16 protein-coding genes are annotated in these 15960 nt (G+C 58.8%); 11 read left to right on the forward strand and 5 right to left on the reverse strand.

What is annotated here, in order from left to right:
- Positions 1 to 93: 93 nt before the first annotated feature.
- Positions 94 to 657, reverse strand: a complete 564-nt coding sequence (locus tag IC231_RS10115; RefSeq protein WP_190784402.1) for a GNAT family N-acetyltransferase — start codon at positions 655 to 657, stop codon at positions 94 to 96.
- Between IC231_RS10115 and IC231_RS20425 the strand changes: the two genes are divergently transcribed.
- Positions 596 to 787 carry a hypothetical protein gene (locus tag IC231_RS20425; protein ID WP_394368201.1) on the forward strand — a complete coding sequence of 64 codons (192 nt, stop codon included), beginning with the start codon at positions 596 to 598 and terminating at the stop codon, positions 785 to 787. The genes IC231_RS10115 and IC231_RS20425 overlap by 62 nt on opposite strands.
- Here the strand turns inward: IC231_RS20425 and IC231_RS10120 are convergent.
- Positions 697 to 2100, reverse strand: coding sequence for a cytochrome P450 (locus IC231_RS10120; protein ID WP_190784403.1), 1404 nt, complete (start codon positions 2098 to 2100; stop codon positions 697 to 699). The genes IC231_RS20425 and IC231_RS10120 overlap by 91 nt on opposite strands.
- Before the next feature lie 151 nt (positions 2101 to 2251).
- Between IC231_RS10120 and IC231_RS10125 the strand changes: the two genes are divergently transcribed.
- Positions 2252 to 2551, forward strand: coding sequence for a hypothetical protein (locus IC231_RS10125; protein ID WP_190784404.1), 300 nt, complete (start codon positions 2252 to 2254; stop codon positions 2549 to 2551).
- A 136-nt stretch (positions 2552 to 2687) separates the two neighbouring features.
- Here the strand turns inward: IC231_RS10125 and IC231_RS10130 are convergent, their stop codons facing one another.
- Positions 2688 to 3668 carry a polyprenyl synthetase family protein gene (locus IC231_RS10130; protein WP_190784405.1) on the reverse strand — a complete coding sequence of 327 codons (981 nt, stop codon included), beginning with the start codon at positions 3666 to 3668 and terminating at the stop codon, positions 2688 to 2690.
- Between the two features lie 357 nt (positions 3669 to 4025).
- Here IC231_RS10130 and IC231_RS10135 point away from each other — a divergent pair, with 357 nt between their 5' ends.
- From IC231_RS10135 to IC231_RS10150, 4 genes are all read left to right on the forward strand, one after another.
- Positions 4026 to 4892, forward strand: a complete 867-nt coding sequence (locus IC231_RS10135) for an alpha/beta hydrolase family protein (protein WP_190784406.1) — start codon at positions 4026 to 4028, stop codon at positions 4890 to 4892.
- An 11-nt stretch (positions 4893 to 4903) separates the two neighbouring features.
- Positions 4904 to 5509 (forward strand): hypothetical protein, encoded by a 606-nt coding sequence (locus tag IC231_RS10140; RefSeq protein WP_211538985.1) that lies wholly within the window; start codon positions 4904 to 4906, stop codon positions 5507 to 5509.
- A gap of 3 nt (positions 5510 to 5512) precedes the next feature.
- Positions 5513 to 5995, forward strand: coding sequence for a 2-amino-4-hydroxy-6-hydroxymethyldihydropteridine diphosphokinase (folK, locus tag IC231_RS10145; RefSeq protein ID WP_190784408.1), 483 nt, complete (start codon positions 5513 to 5515; stop codon positions 5993 to 5995).
- A gap of 190 nt (positions 5996 to 6185) precedes the next feature.
- Positions 6186 to 7031 (forward strand): class I SAM-dependent methyltransferase, encoded by an 846-nt coding sequence (locus IC231_RS10150; protein WP_190784409.1) that lies wholly within the window; start codon positions 6186 to 6188, stop codon positions 7029 to 7031.
- Between the two features lie 81 nt (positions 7032 to 7112).
- Here IC231_RS10150 and fabD read toward each other — a convergent pair whose 3' ends face one another.
- Together fabD and IC231_RS10160 are read right to left on the reverse strand one after the other, a co-directional pair.
- Positions 7113 to 8000 carry an ACP S-malonyltransferase gene (gene fabD / locus IC231_RS10155; RefSeq protein WP_190784410.1) on the reverse strand — a complete coding sequence of 296 codons (888 nt, stop codon included), beginning with the start codon at positions 7998 to 8000 and terminating at the stop codon, positions 7113 to 7115.
- Positions 8001 to 8116: 116 nt separating this feature from the next.
- On the reverse strand, positions 8117 to 11032 hold the full coding sequence (locus IC231_RS10160; protein ID WP_190784411.1) for a T9SS type B sorting domain-containing protein: 2916 nt from the start codon (positions 11030 to 11032) through the stop codon (positions 8117 to 8119).
- A gap of 253 nt (positions 11033 to 11285) precedes the next feature.
- Between IC231_RS10160 and IC231_RS10165 the strand changes: the two genes are divergently transcribed.
- The 5 genes from IC231_RS10165 (at position 11286) to IC231_RS10185 (ending at position 15945) form a co-directional block, all read left to right on the forward strand.
- Positions 11286 to 11957, forward strand: coding sequence for a succinate dehydrogenase cytochrome b subunit (locus IC231_RS10165; RefSeq protein WP_190784412.1), 672 nt, complete (start codon positions 11286 to 11288; stop codon positions 11955 to 11957).
- A 19-nt stretch (positions 11958 to 11976) separates the two neighbouring features.
- A complete protein-coding gene (locus IC231_RS10170) occupies positions 11977 to 13911 on the forward strand; it encodes a fumarate reductase/succinate dehydrogenase flavoprotein subunit (RefSeq protein ID WP_190784413.1) in 1935 nt (644 codons plus the stop codon).
- Between the two features lie 130 nt (positions 13912 to 14041).
- Positions 14042 to 14797 carry a succinate dehydrogenase/fumarate reductase iron-sulfur subunit gene (locus IC231_RS10175; RefSeq protein WP_190784414.1) on the forward strand — a complete coding sequence of 252 codons (756 nt, stop codon included), beginning with the start codon at positions 14042 to 14044 and terminating at the stop codon, positions 14795 to 14797.
- Between the two features lie 161 nt (positions 14798 to 14958).
- On the forward strand, positions 14959 to 15486 hold the full coding sequence (locus tag IC231_RS10180; protein ID WP_190784415.1) for an NADPH-dependent FMN reductase: 528 nt from the start codon (positions 14959 to 14961) through the stop codon (positions 15484 to 15486).
- Between the two features lie 78 nt (positions 15487 to 15564).
- The gene (locus IC231_RS10185) at positions 15565 to 15945 is read left to right on the forward strand and encodes a hypothetical protein (protein WP_190784416.1); all 381 of its coding nucleotides are present in this window, start codon (positions 15565 to 15567) and stop codon (positions 15943 to 15945) included.
- Positions 15946 to 15960: the final 15 nt, after the last annotated feature.

The raw sequence follows: 15960 nt of genomic DNA on the forward strand, positions 1-15960 counted from the left end.
CGAGCCGAGCGAGGAATCTGAGTCATCATCTGAAATGGTGAAGCCAGATTCCTCACTCCGCTCGGAATGACCGTTTTAGCCGTATTGCCCCGCCTATTGGCGAGCCCGTTCCAGCAGCACAATGGGCGCGTTGTGGTAGGTGGCGCGGGCAAATTCCTGAAAACCGAATTTGCGCGCCACAGCCAGCGAAGCCACGTTTTCGGGGTCGATGATGCAGGTGAGGCGGGCTTGGGGAAAGCGGGGTTCAATCCAAGCCAGGGCAGCCTGCAGGACCTGGCTGGCGTAGCCGCGGCCGTGCAGGCGCGGGGCCAGGGTCCAGCCGGCTTCCAGGGTGCCCTTGAGGGAAGGCGTCAGGTCGCGCTGAAAATCGAAGAAGCCTACGGAGCCGCAGTAGCGGCCGGTGGCTTTTTCCTCGATAGACCACGCGCCGTAGCCAAACATGGCCCAGTGGCCCAACTGGCCCAGCATCCGCCGCCACACTTCCTCCTCCGTTTGGGGCTTGTTGCCCAGGAAGCGGTAGAAAGCCGGGTCGTTGAGCAGGGCAGTAAATTCCGGCAGGTCGGTGGGCAGCGGGCCGCGCAATAGCAGATCGGGCGTGTCGAGTTGGGGTACCGTTACGGCGGGTGTATTAAGCAGAGTAAGCAGAGGCGGCGTCATGGTGGCAGCTGGGATGAATGGTAGAGCAGACGACGGGGCTCAGGCGCTGGTTACTTGCAGCCACAATGGGCCTTTCGGGCGTAGCGTCACCAGCGGGTCGGTACCAGGAGCATCGGGAGCAGTGGGCTGAAAATCGAAGTGGCGCAGCGCCTCCAGCAACACCAGCTGAATTTCGGTGAGGGCAAAATGGTTGCCGACGCACAGGCGTGGCCCGCCCCCGAAAGGCAGATAAGCATAGGCTGGAATTGGTGGTTCCTGGCCGGACGCGAACCGCTCGGGCCGGAAAGCATCCGGTTCCGGCCACAGGCCCGGGTGGCGGTGAATGCCGTAGATGTAGATGGAAAACAGCGTGCCTTTCGGAATAGGTAGCCCCCGAAACTCGTCGTCTTCCAGCGCTACCCGGTCCAGAATCCAGGCAGGCGGGTAAAGGCGCATAGTTTCCTGCACCACCTGCTGGGCATAGGTTAGCTGCGGGAGTTCGGCAAATTCCGGCGGACGCTGGGCCAGCCCTGCCGCGGCCCGCTCCTGCCGAACCCGTTGGGCCGCCTGTGGATGCTGGGCCAGCAAATAGAATAGCCAACTCAAAGCGTTGGCGCTGGTTTCGTGGCCGGCCAGCAGCAGAATATTGGCCTCGTCCAGCAGTTGCTCCTCACTCATGCCTTCGCCGGTGTCTTCGTAGCGCGCATCCAGCAGCATCTGCAGCAGGTCATCGGGGGCCGGACTTTCTGGAGCAGTATTCTGCCGCCACCGAATGTAGCCGCGCACTAACTCGCGCAATTCCTGGCTGAGGGCCTCGTGCTTTTTGTACGCGCCCCGCGCCATAAACCACGGCCGTAAATAGGGCTGCCGGATGGTGCGCACATAAAAGGCCTGGATGCGCGTGAGAATGTCGGACAGCCGGTTACGCTCCGCATCGGCCATACTGGTACCGAAGGTGGCCTGCGCAATAATGTGAAAAGCCACCCGGGTCATTTCAGCATGAATATCTACCGTGAGCATGCTCTGAGGCGCGGCCTGCAGGCGGGCGCGCAGGTCGGCGCTCCACTCCTCGGCAGCAGCCTGCATCAGGCGCGTCAGGGCCGTGAGGCGCTGCTTATGAAAGCCCGGCTGAATCAGGCGGCGCTGCCGGAGCCAGTCGGCGCCTTCGTTGGTGAGCAACCCGCGCCCTAGGTATCGGATGAGGCCATGCGTCAGGTCGGATTTGAGGTAACGGCGGTGGTTTTTCTGCAGAATATGCTGAGCCAGCGCCGGGTCGCGCGTGACAATACAAGGCCGCACGCCGCCCAGGTGCAGCCCCACCGTGTCGCCGTGGTTCGAAAGGGCCCGGTCGAGGTTGCGGATAGGCTCGCGGGCCATAGCCAGGGAACCAAGCAAGGTGCGCCAGCGTGGCACCTTAGGCAGCGTAGTTAGTTCAGGGGCGCTGGGCGAAGTGGGAACAGACATCGTAGCAGGATAGCAATCAGAGCGGGGAAGATACGGGACGACGGCTTCGGTTGGTAGCCGAACATAACCCCGCCCCTACTTCTGCCCGTACAGAACGAAGCGGCCCCGTTGCGGCCCGCCGTCCTTTCTTCCAAACCAACTTCCTTTTCCTATGTGGATTCAACAGACAAGCACTCCGGCCCCTCTCAGCGAACTTCAAGGCCATACGGTCGGCCTCAAATTCGAATGCAACCAATGCCACACCGAAGTATTCACTGATTCCATAGGGGTGCCCGCCGCCGACCACCTCGCGAATTCCACGGAAGATGACGGCCAGTTTGAAAAGGAGGAAATCAAGTGCCCTGGCTGCGACATGACCCACGAAATAACCGTGAAAAGCACCTTCGAGGGCGTCACGTTCGATGTATCCGAGGTACAACCGGCAAGTGTATCCTACCAGCTGAATCACTAGCCGCTGGCCCGAGGCAGACTACCCGGATTTGGTAGCCGATTGACAGTCATCCAAAGCAAAAGAGGCTTGTCGTCTGGCAAGCCTCTTTTGCTTTGTCGCCCGGGGCAGCAACTGAAGCCGCTGCCAGCCGAGCTACTCAGTGGTTCCGCTCGATGGTGTAGTTAATCAGTTGCTCCAGGGAAGTGCGCGACGCCGACTCAGGGAAGGTGCGCAGGATGGTCAGCGCCTCGTCGCGGTAGCGCTCCATAATCCGGATAGCGTAGTCCAGCCCTCCGGACTGCTTCACAAACTCGATAACGGCCTGTACCCGGTCTTTGCGGCCGTCGTTGTTCTTTACGTTATAGATGATGCGGCGCTTCGTGAGCCAGTCGGCTTGCTGCAGCGCATAAATGAGCGGCAGCGTCATCTTTTTTTCCTTGATATCGATACCCACCGGCTTGCCAATTTCGGTGGTGCCAAAATCAAACAGGTCGTCTTTGATCTGGAAAGCCATGCCTACTTTCTCGCCGAAAAGGCGGGTGCGCTCAATCGTGTCCTTGTCGGCGCCAGCCGAAGCAGCACCCACAGCGCAGCAGGAAGCAATAAGCGAGGCTGTTTTCTGGCGAATAATATCGAAGTACACGTCCTCGGTGATGTCGAGGCGGCGGGCTTTTTCGATCTGCAGCAACTCGCCTTCGCTGAGCTCCTTCACGGCGTTGCTCACGATTTTGAGCAGCTCGTAATCATCGTTTTCCAGGCTCAGCAGCAGCCCCTTGCTCAGCAGATAGTCGCCGACGAGCACGGCAATCTTGTTTTTCCAGAGGGCGTTGATGCTGAAAAAGCCGCGCCGGTAGTTGCTTTCATCCACCACATCGTCGTGCACGAGGGTAGCCGTGTGCAGCAGCTCAATGAGGGCCGCGCCGCGGAACGAAGCTTCGGGCAGCGGGTCGCCGCCGCTGATTTTGGCCGTGAAGAACACAAACATGGGCCGGATCTGCTTGCCCTTGCGCTTCACGATATAACCCATAATCTTATCCAGCAGCAGCTGCCGCGTTTGCATGGACGCCCGGAATTTCTTCTCGAACTCCTCCATTTCGGCGGCAATAGGCGCCTGTATCTGGTCCAGCGTAACGGTCATGCAGGTATTTTGGGCGGTGCAATGATACGGGGCCGCGCGGGGGTTTCCTAACGGGCACGCCCGCGCCGGCGGAAGCGGCGCGGCCCGCAGGCCCTGCTACATACACCGGCAGCCACCGTCTGGTATAGCCAGCGCCGCTGCTGCCTGCGTATTTCACGATAAAACCGAAGCTGGCTTCCAGCAATTTTCAACTGCCTCCGCGACAACGGGACTACTTTGTGGCTACCTTGCCTGGCAGGCGGAACAGGCTGGTGCGGTAGGCACTGCCACCCTGCCGCCACTACGGCAGCCGATGTTTCGGCGGCTTTTCAGGTTATTTACTGGCTGCTGCAGGGTTCCTGTGGTTGCCGTTCGGCTATGGCTGCTTCTCCGGTTCGTCTCGATTTCCAACTCACCAGTGCCCGCCACCCCCGGCCGTTCACGGCCGACGTCCGCTACCTGCCCGATGGCCGGCCCAAACCGGTGGTAGTGTTCGTGCACGGATTCAAAGGGTTCAAGGACTGGGGGCATTTTAACGTGCTGGCCGACTGGTTTGCACAGCAGGGCTTTGTGTTCGTGAAACTCAACCTCTCGCACAATGGCCTGGTGGTAGGCGGCACCGGCGACCTGGAAGACCTGGAAGCTTTTGGCCGCAACAATTTCAGCCTGGAACTAGACGATATTGGTACGCTGCTGGACCATCTGGAGCAAAGTGCTGCCGTGTTGCCGGCTACTGAAGCCGACTTTTCCCGGTTGGCCCTCATCGGGCACAGCCGGGGCGGCGGGCTGGTGCTGCTGAAAGCGGCCGAAGATGCGCGCGTGAAGGCCGTCGTAACCTGGGCCGCCATCAGCAATGTAAACCCCGGCTGGACCGACGAGCTCATGCAGCATTGGCAGCAGCAGGGCGTGTATCACGTAGAAAACACCCGCACCAAACAGCTGCTGCCGCTCTACTACCAGATTGTGGAAGACTACCACCAGAACCGGCTGCGCCTCGATATTGCGCATAACCTGCGCCGCAAGCTCCGGCAGCCCCTGCTCATCGTACACGGCGACCAGGACGAAACGGTGCCAGTGGAGCGCGCCCACGAGCTGAAAGGCTGGAAACCCGAAGCCGAGCTGGTTCTGCTGCCCGCTGTCACCCACAATTTCGGCGGCGGCCATCCGTGGCCGCAGGAAGAACTGCCAAACGAGGCGCAGCAAGCCGCTGAGGCAACGGTGGAGTTTTTGCAGCGCATACTCTAATGCTTTTTGCGTTGAAAAAGCTGTTTACACACCTTTTCGCATTCGGCGTTAATTTTTACTTCCTCTCCGCATGCCTTGGCCTGGCCGCCGCAGTATACACTACTGAGCAGGGCCCTCTGCATCCGGTTGCTGCGGTATGCATTCCGGTGGCGTCTCTTCTGCTTTGTATTTGCTATCAGCTACGACGACGGTCCTTCTCTTTTCTCAGTCCTGGGGAAATAGCTCTCAGCAACCACGATAAGTCAAATCTATTGCTGCAACAGTCCGGCTTCGCACTGACGCGCATTCCACTATTCATTTTATTACTCCTGACTCTGGCTTTACCCAGTAATTTCTTGGATGGCTTGAGTGAAGAACAGACCTACCGAATTCCGCAGGTAGCCACATTGGCTCTGTTGTATTTCTGCTTCTATCGTGGCCTCGTTTTTTTCTCGCAGCCTAGGTTTTCGACTGCTGCTATGTTTGTCGGTGGGTTATTACTGTCGGCAGTAATGTCGTACACGCCCGGCGCCGCTGGCGCGGCTGTTTCCGCCCTGTTTCTGGCGCTGGCAGGGCTCTGGATAGTGGCATGGCTACTGTACCAACGCTTTCATACTCCCTTGCCTGACACCCCTTAATCCATGCCCGTTGCCTACCTCCTGCTTGGCTCTAACCTCGGCGACCGAGCTACTATTCTGCACGAAGCGCTACAGTACCTGCAGGATGCAGCCGGCACAGTGGAGGCGGTTTCCGGGTTGTATGAAACCGCCGCCTGGGGCCTCGAAGACCAGCCACCTTTTCTCAACCAGGCCGTGCAGTTGCGCACGTCTCTGTTGCCGGAGAAGCTACTCGATGCCTGCTTAGCCACGGAGCAGCAAGCGGGCCGGCAACGTCTGGTGCGCTGGGGCGCCCGCACCTTGGATGTGGATATCCTGCTCTACGAGGATATAGTGCTGCATACGCCGCGCCTGACGGTGCCGCATCCGCGGCTGCCGGAACGCCGCTTCGCGCTGGTGCCTCTGGCCGATATTGCCGCTTCGGTGGTGCACCCGGTGCTGGACCGCACGGTGGCGGAGCTGCTGGCCGCGTGTGCCGATGAGCTTGCAGTTACCCGCTTAAAATAGGTATATTAGAATATTCAGGATGCGTATCCCGCCTGACCGGATCTGGTCCTGCCGGAAGCATGTCGGCTGGCTGTATCCTGAGAGAAGGCACAGTGGTATCTGCCGGGTGCGCCGCCGAAGTAAGGCCGGAAACGAGCTTCCGCGCTTGGCTTCTGTATTCATCGAGCTTTGTCAGTCACAGGCTACAACTATGGAAGCACAACTGGAGCAGATTCGGGAGCAGCAAAAAGAAACCTGGAACAGGTTTTCGGCCGGGTGGCGAAAGTGGGATGACTTCACAATGGACTGGCTGCGGCCGATGGGAGAAGAAATAATCAGTTCCCTGGACCTGCAGCCCACCGATATAGTATTGGATGTGGCAGCCGGCACCGGCGAGCCGGGCCTTACCATCGCCACCATTGTGCAGGATGGAAAGGTGGTAATTACGGACCTCGCGGAGAAGATGCTTGCCGTAGCCCGCGACAACGCCGCTAAAAAGGGCATTACTAACTACGAAACCGTAGCCTGCGACGTATCAGAATTGCCGTTCGAGGACGCCACGTTTGATGCCGTAAGCTGCCGTTTCGGCTTCATGTTTTTCCCCGATATGCTGATGGCAGCCCGGGAGATGGTGCGCGTGCTGAAGCCCGGCGGGAAACTGGCAGCAGCGGTGTGGGGTATGCCCGAAAAGAACTTCTGGATTACGGCCATCATGAGTACCATCAATCGAAATATGCAGCTACCGGCCCCGCCACCCGGAGCGCCCGGCATGTTTCGCTGTGGCAGCCCCGGCTTTCTGGCCGATTTGTTCCGGCAAGCCGGGCTGAAAGACGTGACCGAAAAGGAGGTGACTGGCACGCTCAATTGCGGCACGAATGATAACTATTGGAACTTCATGAATGAGGTAGCTGCCCCGGTAGTTTTTGCGCTGAGCAAAGCCGATGAAGCCACCAAAGACAAGATTCAGCAGGAAGTCTTCGCCCTAGTAGACCAAAAGCTGCCCGGCAAAAACACCGCCCTGGACTACGGAACCGTGGTGGTGAGTGGCGAGAAATAGCTCGCACCTGTTCAGGATAAAACAAAAAAGCGCCCTGCCGGAATTCCGGCAGGGCGCTTTTTTGTTGAGGCGACTTGCCGTCTATACGGCTGCTGAGCTTACGGCCACTTCCGGCGCAATCTTCTTCACGAGGCCCTGCAGCACCTTGCCAGGTCCGCACTCCACAAACTCCGTAGCGCCATCCTGCACCATACGCTGCACGCTCTGGGTCCAGCGGACGGGAGCCGTGAGCTGACGCACCAAGTTCTCCCGGATTTCGTCGGGGTCGGTGTGCGGGGCGGCATCCACGTTCTGGTACACCGGGCAGATACCTGCCGAGAAAGTCGTGCGCGCAATGGCTTCGGCCAGCGCCGCCTCTGCCGACTGCATCAGGGGAGAATGGAAAGCGCCGCCTACGGGCAGCGGCAGGGCGCGCTTGGCGCCGGCGGCTTTCAGCTGCTCGCAGGCCAGTTCAATACCGCGCTGGGAGCCGGAAACCACCAGTTGGCCGGGGCAGTTGTAGTTGGCCGCTACCACCACGTTGCCGGCTGCACTGATTTCCTGGCAGATACGAGCCGTGGTATCGTCGTCGAGGCCGAGAATGGCGGCCATGGTACCGGGCTGCTCCTGGCAAGCGGCCTGCATGGCTTGGGCGCGTTTGGCTACCAGCAGCAGCGCATCTTCAAAGCGCAGCACTTTGGCCGCCACCAGCGCCGAAAACTCGCCCAATGAGTGGCCTGCCACCATAGCCGGCTGCAGCTCGGGCAGCACAGCAGCCAGCGCTATGGAATGCAGGAAAATGGCTGGCTGCGTCACGTCGGTGCGGCGCAGGTCTTCCTCAGAGCCGGAAAACATGATATCGGTGAGCGAGAAGCCCAGCAGCTCATTGGCCTGGTCCATCAGGCGCTTGGCTTCGGGGTGCTGTTCGTACAGGTCGCGGCCCATGCCGCTAAACTGGCTGCCTTGGCCAGGAAAAACAACTGCTTTCATGAGAGAATAATAGAGAGTGGCAAAGGATGGGGCGGCAAGATAGCCGAAATAAAAAAGCCCGCTACCGAAGGGCAGCGGGCTTTTTCGTGACAGACAGGCAAGGAAAGCGTGGCTGGCTAGCGGGTTATTTGCACCCAGCCTTTGTAGGTGCGCTTGGTGCGGTCCAGGTTGCTGAATTCCACCTCCGCCTGGTAGAAGTACACTCCTTCCACCACCGATGGCGCCGCGCCACCTTCTGCACGACTACCGCCGCCGCTCCAGTTGATGAGCGGGTCGGCGCTGCTCTCGTAGATTTTCACGCCCCAGCGGTTGAATACCGTGAACTTGGTGCTGCGAATCGGGGTGAAGACCTTGGGCCGGAACGTGTCGTTTTTCCCGTCGCCGTTGGGAGTGAAGATGTTGGGCAGCAGGAACAGCTGGCAATCATCCTTGCAGGCGATGTTGCTGCGCACACTCCGGGTTCCGCTGGAATCGACGGCCTGCACCGCGTAGCAGCCAGCCTCAGAAGTGAGGTTCAGGTGCTGATACGTGGTTTGCGTGGCCGGCACCGAGGTCAGGAAGCGCAATGAATCCTGGCTGTTGGGCGCGTAATAGATGTTGTACGAAGCAATGGCGCGGCTACAGTCAGGCGGCGTATTGCCCAGCGTCCAGCTCAGATTGTTTGTGTACACCGCTCCGCTTATCGGCGTGGCGGGCAAATCGAACAGGCGGCTGGCCAGACTGTCGCAGTTGGTGCGCTTGAGAGAAAGCACCGGCGCGCACGGCACGTCGCGCAGCGCAATACACTGCTGCTGACTTAGGTTAATCAGGTCACTGGGCAACCGGGTGCCAGTATATGCTCCATTTGTCGAGACATAGTAGCAATACGTCTGGCCTTTCACGAGCCGCTGCGCGGCCGTGCCTTCATCCAGATAAGAGCCGCCGGTAGCGGTGCCGGTTACGGTAGCAATGGCCACGAACGGGTCGTTGGCAGCGGGTCCTTTGCGGTACACAGTGGTAGGGCGCAGAGCATTGTTCCACGGCACGTTGTAGGTCCAGCGAAGCGAAATACCGTTTAGAGCAGTAGCACTGACGGCCGGTACGGCCGTGCCATCTATCCGCACACTCGAGGCTGCCGTGGCCGTTTCGGCCACCAGATTCTGGCTGAGCAACTCTACCCGGTAGCTGTACGAGCGGTTTTGCGTGTCCAGCGAGGGGTCAGCATCCACGTACGTGGTATCGTTGACGTTGTTAATGGTGGTGATGGTCGTGAAGGGGCCGGTTGTGGTCTGGCCAACTGCCCGCGACACCCGGTATTGCTGCGGATCAGCGAAAGGCGGCGTGCTGACCGGCTTGGTCCAGCGCACCGTAATCTGGCCATTGGTAGGAGCAGTCCGGTCTACCGTGACGTTGCGCATCAAGAGTGGGCGGCCAGCAAAGTCGATGCAGGCTTCCTGCGACACTTGGCTCTTGCCTCCGGCGGGCAGCGGAAACTCCACATATATTCGGTAGCAATACTCCTTACCCCGCTCCAGCCCGGTACCGCCGCCGTTATCGACGAACGACAACAGGTCTGTAGTACCCAAAGGCGAGGGATACGTCAGAGTACCGATTTGAGTGAAGCCCGACCCGGCCGGGATACCCGTATCGCAGGGACCTGGATTCAACGTGGACGCCCCTTCCTTGCGGAAAATCAGGATGCGGGCCCCGGGCTTGCGGCACAGGTAACTGTTCCAGGTGAGCACCGCACTTCGGACGCCCGTGTTGCCAGGCGCTACCCGCAGGTTCTGCGGAGCCGGCCCAATAACGGTGATGTTCCACACACGTTGGTCAATCAGGGGCGTGGGGTTGCCCCCGCCGGGCTGGTCCTCAGCCGTAAAGCTGACCCGCACGGGCTGGTTAGCAATGTTAGAGCAGTCTGGCGTCCAGCGGAAGGTACCGGTAGCGGTGGGTGGGCCAGAAGCGTTCTGCACAAAGGTAGCCGGCGGCAGAATACCGCTATTAGCTGTCAGTTTGATTGGGTTACTGTCGGCATCCGTAGCCGTTACGGTACCCGTGATGAGCGTACCGGCTACCACGCAGATGTCGGGCGGGATGGTCAGGATAGGGCGCTGGTTGTTGGTCGGCTTCACGTTGATCTGCATGTCGCGAATCACTTCCCCAATCAGGCGGCGGCCAAAGGCAGTGCGGCGCCATTCCTGCACCACAAATGCCACGTTGTATTCGCCCACCGTACCCGGCGAGTTCCAGATGATGGTACCCGTACGCCGGTTCTGCTGGAAGATGGACGCATTGCCCGGAATACCATTCGGACTGTCGCCGGAAGGGTCAGTGTAGGCTACCTGAACCCCATTGTTGGCTCCCACTAGCCGGTTGGGCAATACGTAGCCCGTAACACGGGTCGAGTCGACAACGAAACATGGCGGCTGCGGGCCGGTAATGCCGCCTACTACCTGCATGCTGGGCCGTAGCTTAAACACCAGCGAGTCACCATCCGGGTCGTAGGCCGATGGGTTGTGCAGAAATACCTGACCTACAGCCGCATTATCAATGGAGGGCTTGGTGAGGATGGGGGAACGGTTCTGCCCCAGGCCCGGGTCGATGGTGAAGGTGGTGGAAATGTAGAAAGACTGCGAAATAGAGGAGCTCATATTCAGAACTCCGGCATTGCGGTTTTCCCCAATGTAGTGTACTGTGTAGGTGCTGGGCGCACTATACGTGTGCTCAAAAAAGTAGACGTTGCGCTGCGTCTCGCTATTGACAGCTACCGCGGAGGCCCGCGAAAAGACCTGCGGCGGGCCACAGTCACCGAAAAATATGGTCACGCTGGCCTCATCCGGGATACCGCCAACGGGAGTTTTCTGGTAGAGCACCATCTTGAAAAACACCCGCCGCGGGTTGTTGCCGGGCCCTACCGTGGTGTCAATCTTGGCCTGTATGTCGCCGGCGCGCAGGTGGGTGGCCTGCACCTGGGAAGCCCAGCTCAGCAGCACGGCAAGTAGCAGCAGCAACGGGCCACGCCGTGCCAACCGGGATAGTAAGGAAAGAACCATAGAGAAACGTACGTAAAGGGACAACAACAACTCCGGCCCAGTAGCCAAAAGAACCATACGGCAACCTAACAAAAATTATACCTGACAGGTTACTAGCTAGGTTCTGCCTATAGCTGCTGTAACGGGATTGGCAACGGATTGATTCACGGATGACAACGCTCAAGTCCTATAGTTTATTTGGATTGTTTCCTAGCAGGACCGCCCTTACCTTTGGACGATTCACTGAACCCACCAAAACCTTTCATTCGCTCCTATGAGTTGGATTAGCAACACGTTTTCCAGCAGCATTGGCCGCAAAATCGTCATGGCCGCCACCGGCCTCTTTTTGTGTTCTTTTCTGGTAGTCCACTTAGTTGGCAACCTCCAATTATTTAAGAACGACGGCGGTCTGGCGTTTAACGCCTACTCCGAGTTCATGAGCCACAACACCATCATCCGGATTCTGGAAATCGGGCTGGTTGCCGGATTCGGGCTTCACATCTTCGAAGGGCTGTTGCTGGCATCCAAAAACAAAGCGGCCCGTGGCAGCAGCTACGTTTCCAACCATATTGAGCAGAACAGCCCGTGGCATTCGCGCAACATGGCGGTATTGGGAAGCCTAGTGCTGTTTTTCCTGATTGTGCACCTCTACAACTTCTTCGGGACCCTCCGCTTCGGCGAGCCGCTGAAAGACGCGCAGGGCAATGAAAACGCCTACGCCCTGGTTGTCGATGCCTTCCACAACATTTTCTACGTGGCCCTCTACGTGCTGGCGCAGTTTGCCCTGCTCTACCACTTGCTGCACGGGTTCCAGAGCGCTTTCCAGACGCTGGGCCTCAACCACCGCAAATACACTCCCCTCATCAAGCTGGTGGGTGTGGTCTTCTCCGTTGTAGTGTGTGCTGGCTTCGCGGCCATGCCCATCTACTTCTACTTCTTCAAATAGATACTAAGCTCTACTGCCAATGTTTCCGGAGTCTAAAATTCCCGAAGGCCCACTGGCCGAGAAGTGGGACAAGCACAAGTTCAATGTCAAGCTCGTAAACCCCGCCAACAAGCGGAAGTACGATGTCATCGTTGTGGGCACCGGCCTGGCCGGTGGGGCAGCGGCGGCCTCGCTGGCTGAACTGGGCTACAACGTAAAGGCTTTCACTTTCCACGACTCGCCGCGCCGGGCCCACTCCATTGCGGCGCAGGGCGGCATCAACGCAGCCAAAAACTACCAGAACGACGGCGACTCCGTGTTCCGGCTGTTTTATGATACCATCAAAGGCGGTGACTACCGGGCCCGCGAAGCCAACGTGTACCGCCTCGCCCAGGTATCGGTCAACATCATCGACCAGTGCGTAGCGCAGGGCGTGCCATTCGCCCGCGAGTACGGCGGACTGTTGGCCAACCGCTCTTTCGGCGGGGCGCAGGTAAGCCGGACGTTCTACGCCCGAGGCCAGACCGGACAGCAGTTGCTGCTGGGTGCCTATTCGGCCCTTTCGCGCCAGATTGCCTATGGCAAAGTGAAGATGTACACCCGGTCCGAGATGCTGGATCTGGTTGTCGTTGACGGACAGGCCCGCGGCATTATCACCCGCAACCTCATTACGGGCGAGATTGAGCAGCACGCGGCCCATGCGGTGGTGCTGGCTACCGGCGGCTACGGCAACGTGTTCTACCTGAGCACCAATGCCATGTACTGCAACGCTACTGCTGCGTGGCGGGCTCACAAGCGAGGTGCTTACTTTGCTAACCCCTGCTTCACCCAGATTCACCCTACCTGCATTCCGGTATCCGGCGACTACCAGTCGAAGCTGACGCTGATGTCGGAGTCACTGCGGAACGACGGCCGCGTGTGGGTGCCCAAGACAGTGGAAATGGCAGAGCGGGTGCGTAAAGGCGAAATCAAGCCCCAGGACATTGCCGAAGACGACCGTGACTATTTCCTGGAGCGCAAATACCCTGCATTCGGCAACCTAGTACCACGCGACGTAGCCTCGCGCAACGCCAAGCAGATGTGCGACGAGGGTCGTGGCGTCGGGTCAACTGGCCTGGCTGTGTACCTCGATTTCGCTGACATCATCAAGCGGACGGGTGCCGAAGCAGTGAGCCAGAAGTACGGCAACCTGTTTGCCATGTACGAGAAAATCACCGACGAGGACCCCTACAAGCAGCCGATGCGCATCTATCCGGCGGTACACTACACTATGGGTGGCCTGTGGGTTGACTACAACCTGCAAACCACCGTTCCTGGTCTGTACGCTACCGGCGAGTGCAACTTCTCAGACCACGGCGCTAACCGCCTCGGGGCTTCGGCTCTGATGCAGGGCCTGGCCGACGGCTACTTCGTGATTCCCTACACCATTGGGGACTACCTGGCCTCTACGCCGCCCAAACCCGTTACGACCGAACACCCGGCCTTCAAGCAGGCCGAGGCCGACGTGCGGGGCCGCATCGGCAAGCTGATGAGCATCAACGGTACCCGCACGCCCGACGACTTCCACAAACATCTGGGCCACCTGATGTGGGAATACTGCGGCATGGCGCGTAACGCCGAAGGCCTCAAGCACGCCAAAGCAGAAATTCAGAAGCTGCGCAAGGAGTTCTGGAGCGACCTGAAGCTGTCCGGCACAGACGGGGAGCTGAACCAGGCCCTGGAAAAAGCCGGCCGCGTTGCCGACTTCCTGGAACTGGGTGAGCTGATGGTGGACGATGCGCTGGACCGCAACGAAAGCTGTGGCGGCCACTTCCGGGAGGAATATGCTACCGAGGACGGCGAAGCCAAGCGTAACGACGATGAATACGCCTACGTGGCGGCCTGGCAGTACGTGGCCGACAATCAGCCCGAAATCCTGAACAAGGAGCAGCTGACCTTCGAAAACGTGAAGCTCACGCAGCGCAGCTATAAGTAAGCTGACTGCAACCAGCTACCGCACTTGCGGTGGCTGGCTTTCACCTCATTTAAAACGAAAGCTTGCTGCCTGCGGCGAAGAGCTTGAATCTTATAAAAACATGGCCGGAAGTAACCCCAACGCCAAACCAATGAATCTTACCCTGAAAGTGTGGCGGCAGAAAAACCGCAACACCGAAGGCAAGATCGTAGACTACCAGGTGAAGGATATTTCGCCCGAAATGTCCTTTCTGGAAATGCTGGACGTGCTCAACGAGGACCTGCTGCGCCAGGGCGACGAGCCGGTAGCCTTTGACCATGACTGCCGCGAAGGTATCTGTGGCTCGTGCAACCTGTTCATCAACGGCCGCGCCCATGGCCCTGAGTCCGGCACAACTACCTGCCAGCTGCACATGCGCAAGTTCTCCGACGGCGACACTATCGTCATCGAGCCCTGGCGTGCTAATGCCTTCCCCGTAAACAAGGACCTGAGCGTGGACCGCTCCGCCTTCGACCGGATTATTCAGGCCGGCGGCTACGTGAGCGTAAACACGGGCGGCACTCCTGATGGCAACGAAATTCCGATTCCAAAAGAAATTGCGGACCGTGCTTTCGAAGCGGCTACCTGTATTGGGTGCGGAGCCTGCGTGGCATCCTGCAAGAATGCATCGGCTATGCTTTTCGTGTCGGCGAAAGTAAGCCAGCTGGCGCTGCTGCCGCAGGGCCATGTAGAACGCAAAACCCGTGTCGAGAACATGGTAGCGCAAATGGACAAGGAAGGATTTGGTGCCTGCACCAACATCGGCTCGTGCGCGGCAGAGTGCCCGGTTGGCATCTCGCTCGAAAATATTGCCATCCTGAACCGCGAATTTCTGGCCGCTAAAGCCACTTCCAATAACCTCGTCTAGACAACGCGGTTATACCAACAAGGTACAAAAAGCGAAACGGCCTGCCGTTTCGCTTTTTTTGTTGACACGCAGCGGAACCGGCCGTACGCAAAACGCGTGACCTGCTTGGCGCAGCTGTACTGAGTCCGGCGGCTTTCCGTTTCTAACTCCCTATATCATAGATGATAACCATCATTGCGGGCACCAATCGTCCTGATTCCCGGGCCCGGCGCATTGCGGACATCTACGCCACGCTGCTACGCGAGCAGCAGGTACCCTACCAACTGCTGGATCTGGTAGAACTGCCGGCCGACGTCAGCGTTTCGGCGCTATATGACAACACCGGCCGCCATGATGAATTTAACCGACTGGCGGCCATGGCCGCTGCTGCCGATAAGCTGGTGCTGGTGGTACCGGAGTATAACTGCTCGTACCCCGGCGTGCTTAAAACTTTCATCGATGGCCTGCCCTACCCCGGCGGCATCCGCGGCAAAAAGGCCGCATTGGTCGGGCTGGGCACCGGTGCACAGGGCGGTTTGCTGGCACTGAGCCACCTGACCGATGTGCTGATGTACCTGGGCACTGCCGTGCTGCCGGCCCGGGTGCGTCTGCCTTTCATCGACCAGCACCTGACGCAAGACGGGCAATTGACCAATCCGTTTTACCAGCAATTGGTGCAGGAACAGATGGCCCAGCTCCTGGCATTTTGAGGGTGAAACCTTTATTTAGCCAGTATTGCTGGCTGAACAGCCTATATTTGCCCTGATTCATCTGCTTCTTCCACTACTATGGCACGCGTGCTGGCTCTTTTTCTGGCTGCTCTGATGCTGCTCCAGACATTCAGTCGGGAGTTGGTGGTAGTGGATTACCAAATGCACAAGGAGAGCATCACGCGCCTTTTTTGCGTGAATAAGGACAAGCCCCAGTTGCGCTGCAACGGAAAATGTCACCTGGCCAAACAACTACGCAAAGCCTCCGAATCAGAGAGCAAAACGCCTGCTTCCGGTTTCGCTAAAGTAAAGTATGATGTGGTGCTGCCCTTCGTTTTCCGGGTAGCGGCGCCCACGCGTACCTGTCCATTGCCGCTGCGCTTTGCACCAGCTGCCTCAGTGCATTATGCTTTTGCACCGGCACAAAGCGTGTTTCATCCGCCGGCCCCGAAGGCCTGATGTCCGACTTTCCAC

Source organism: Hymenobacter duratus (assembly GCF_014698995.1).
Lineage (GTDB): Bacteria > Bacteroidota > Bacteroidia > Cytophagales > Hymenobacteraceae > Hymenobacter > Hymenobacter duratus.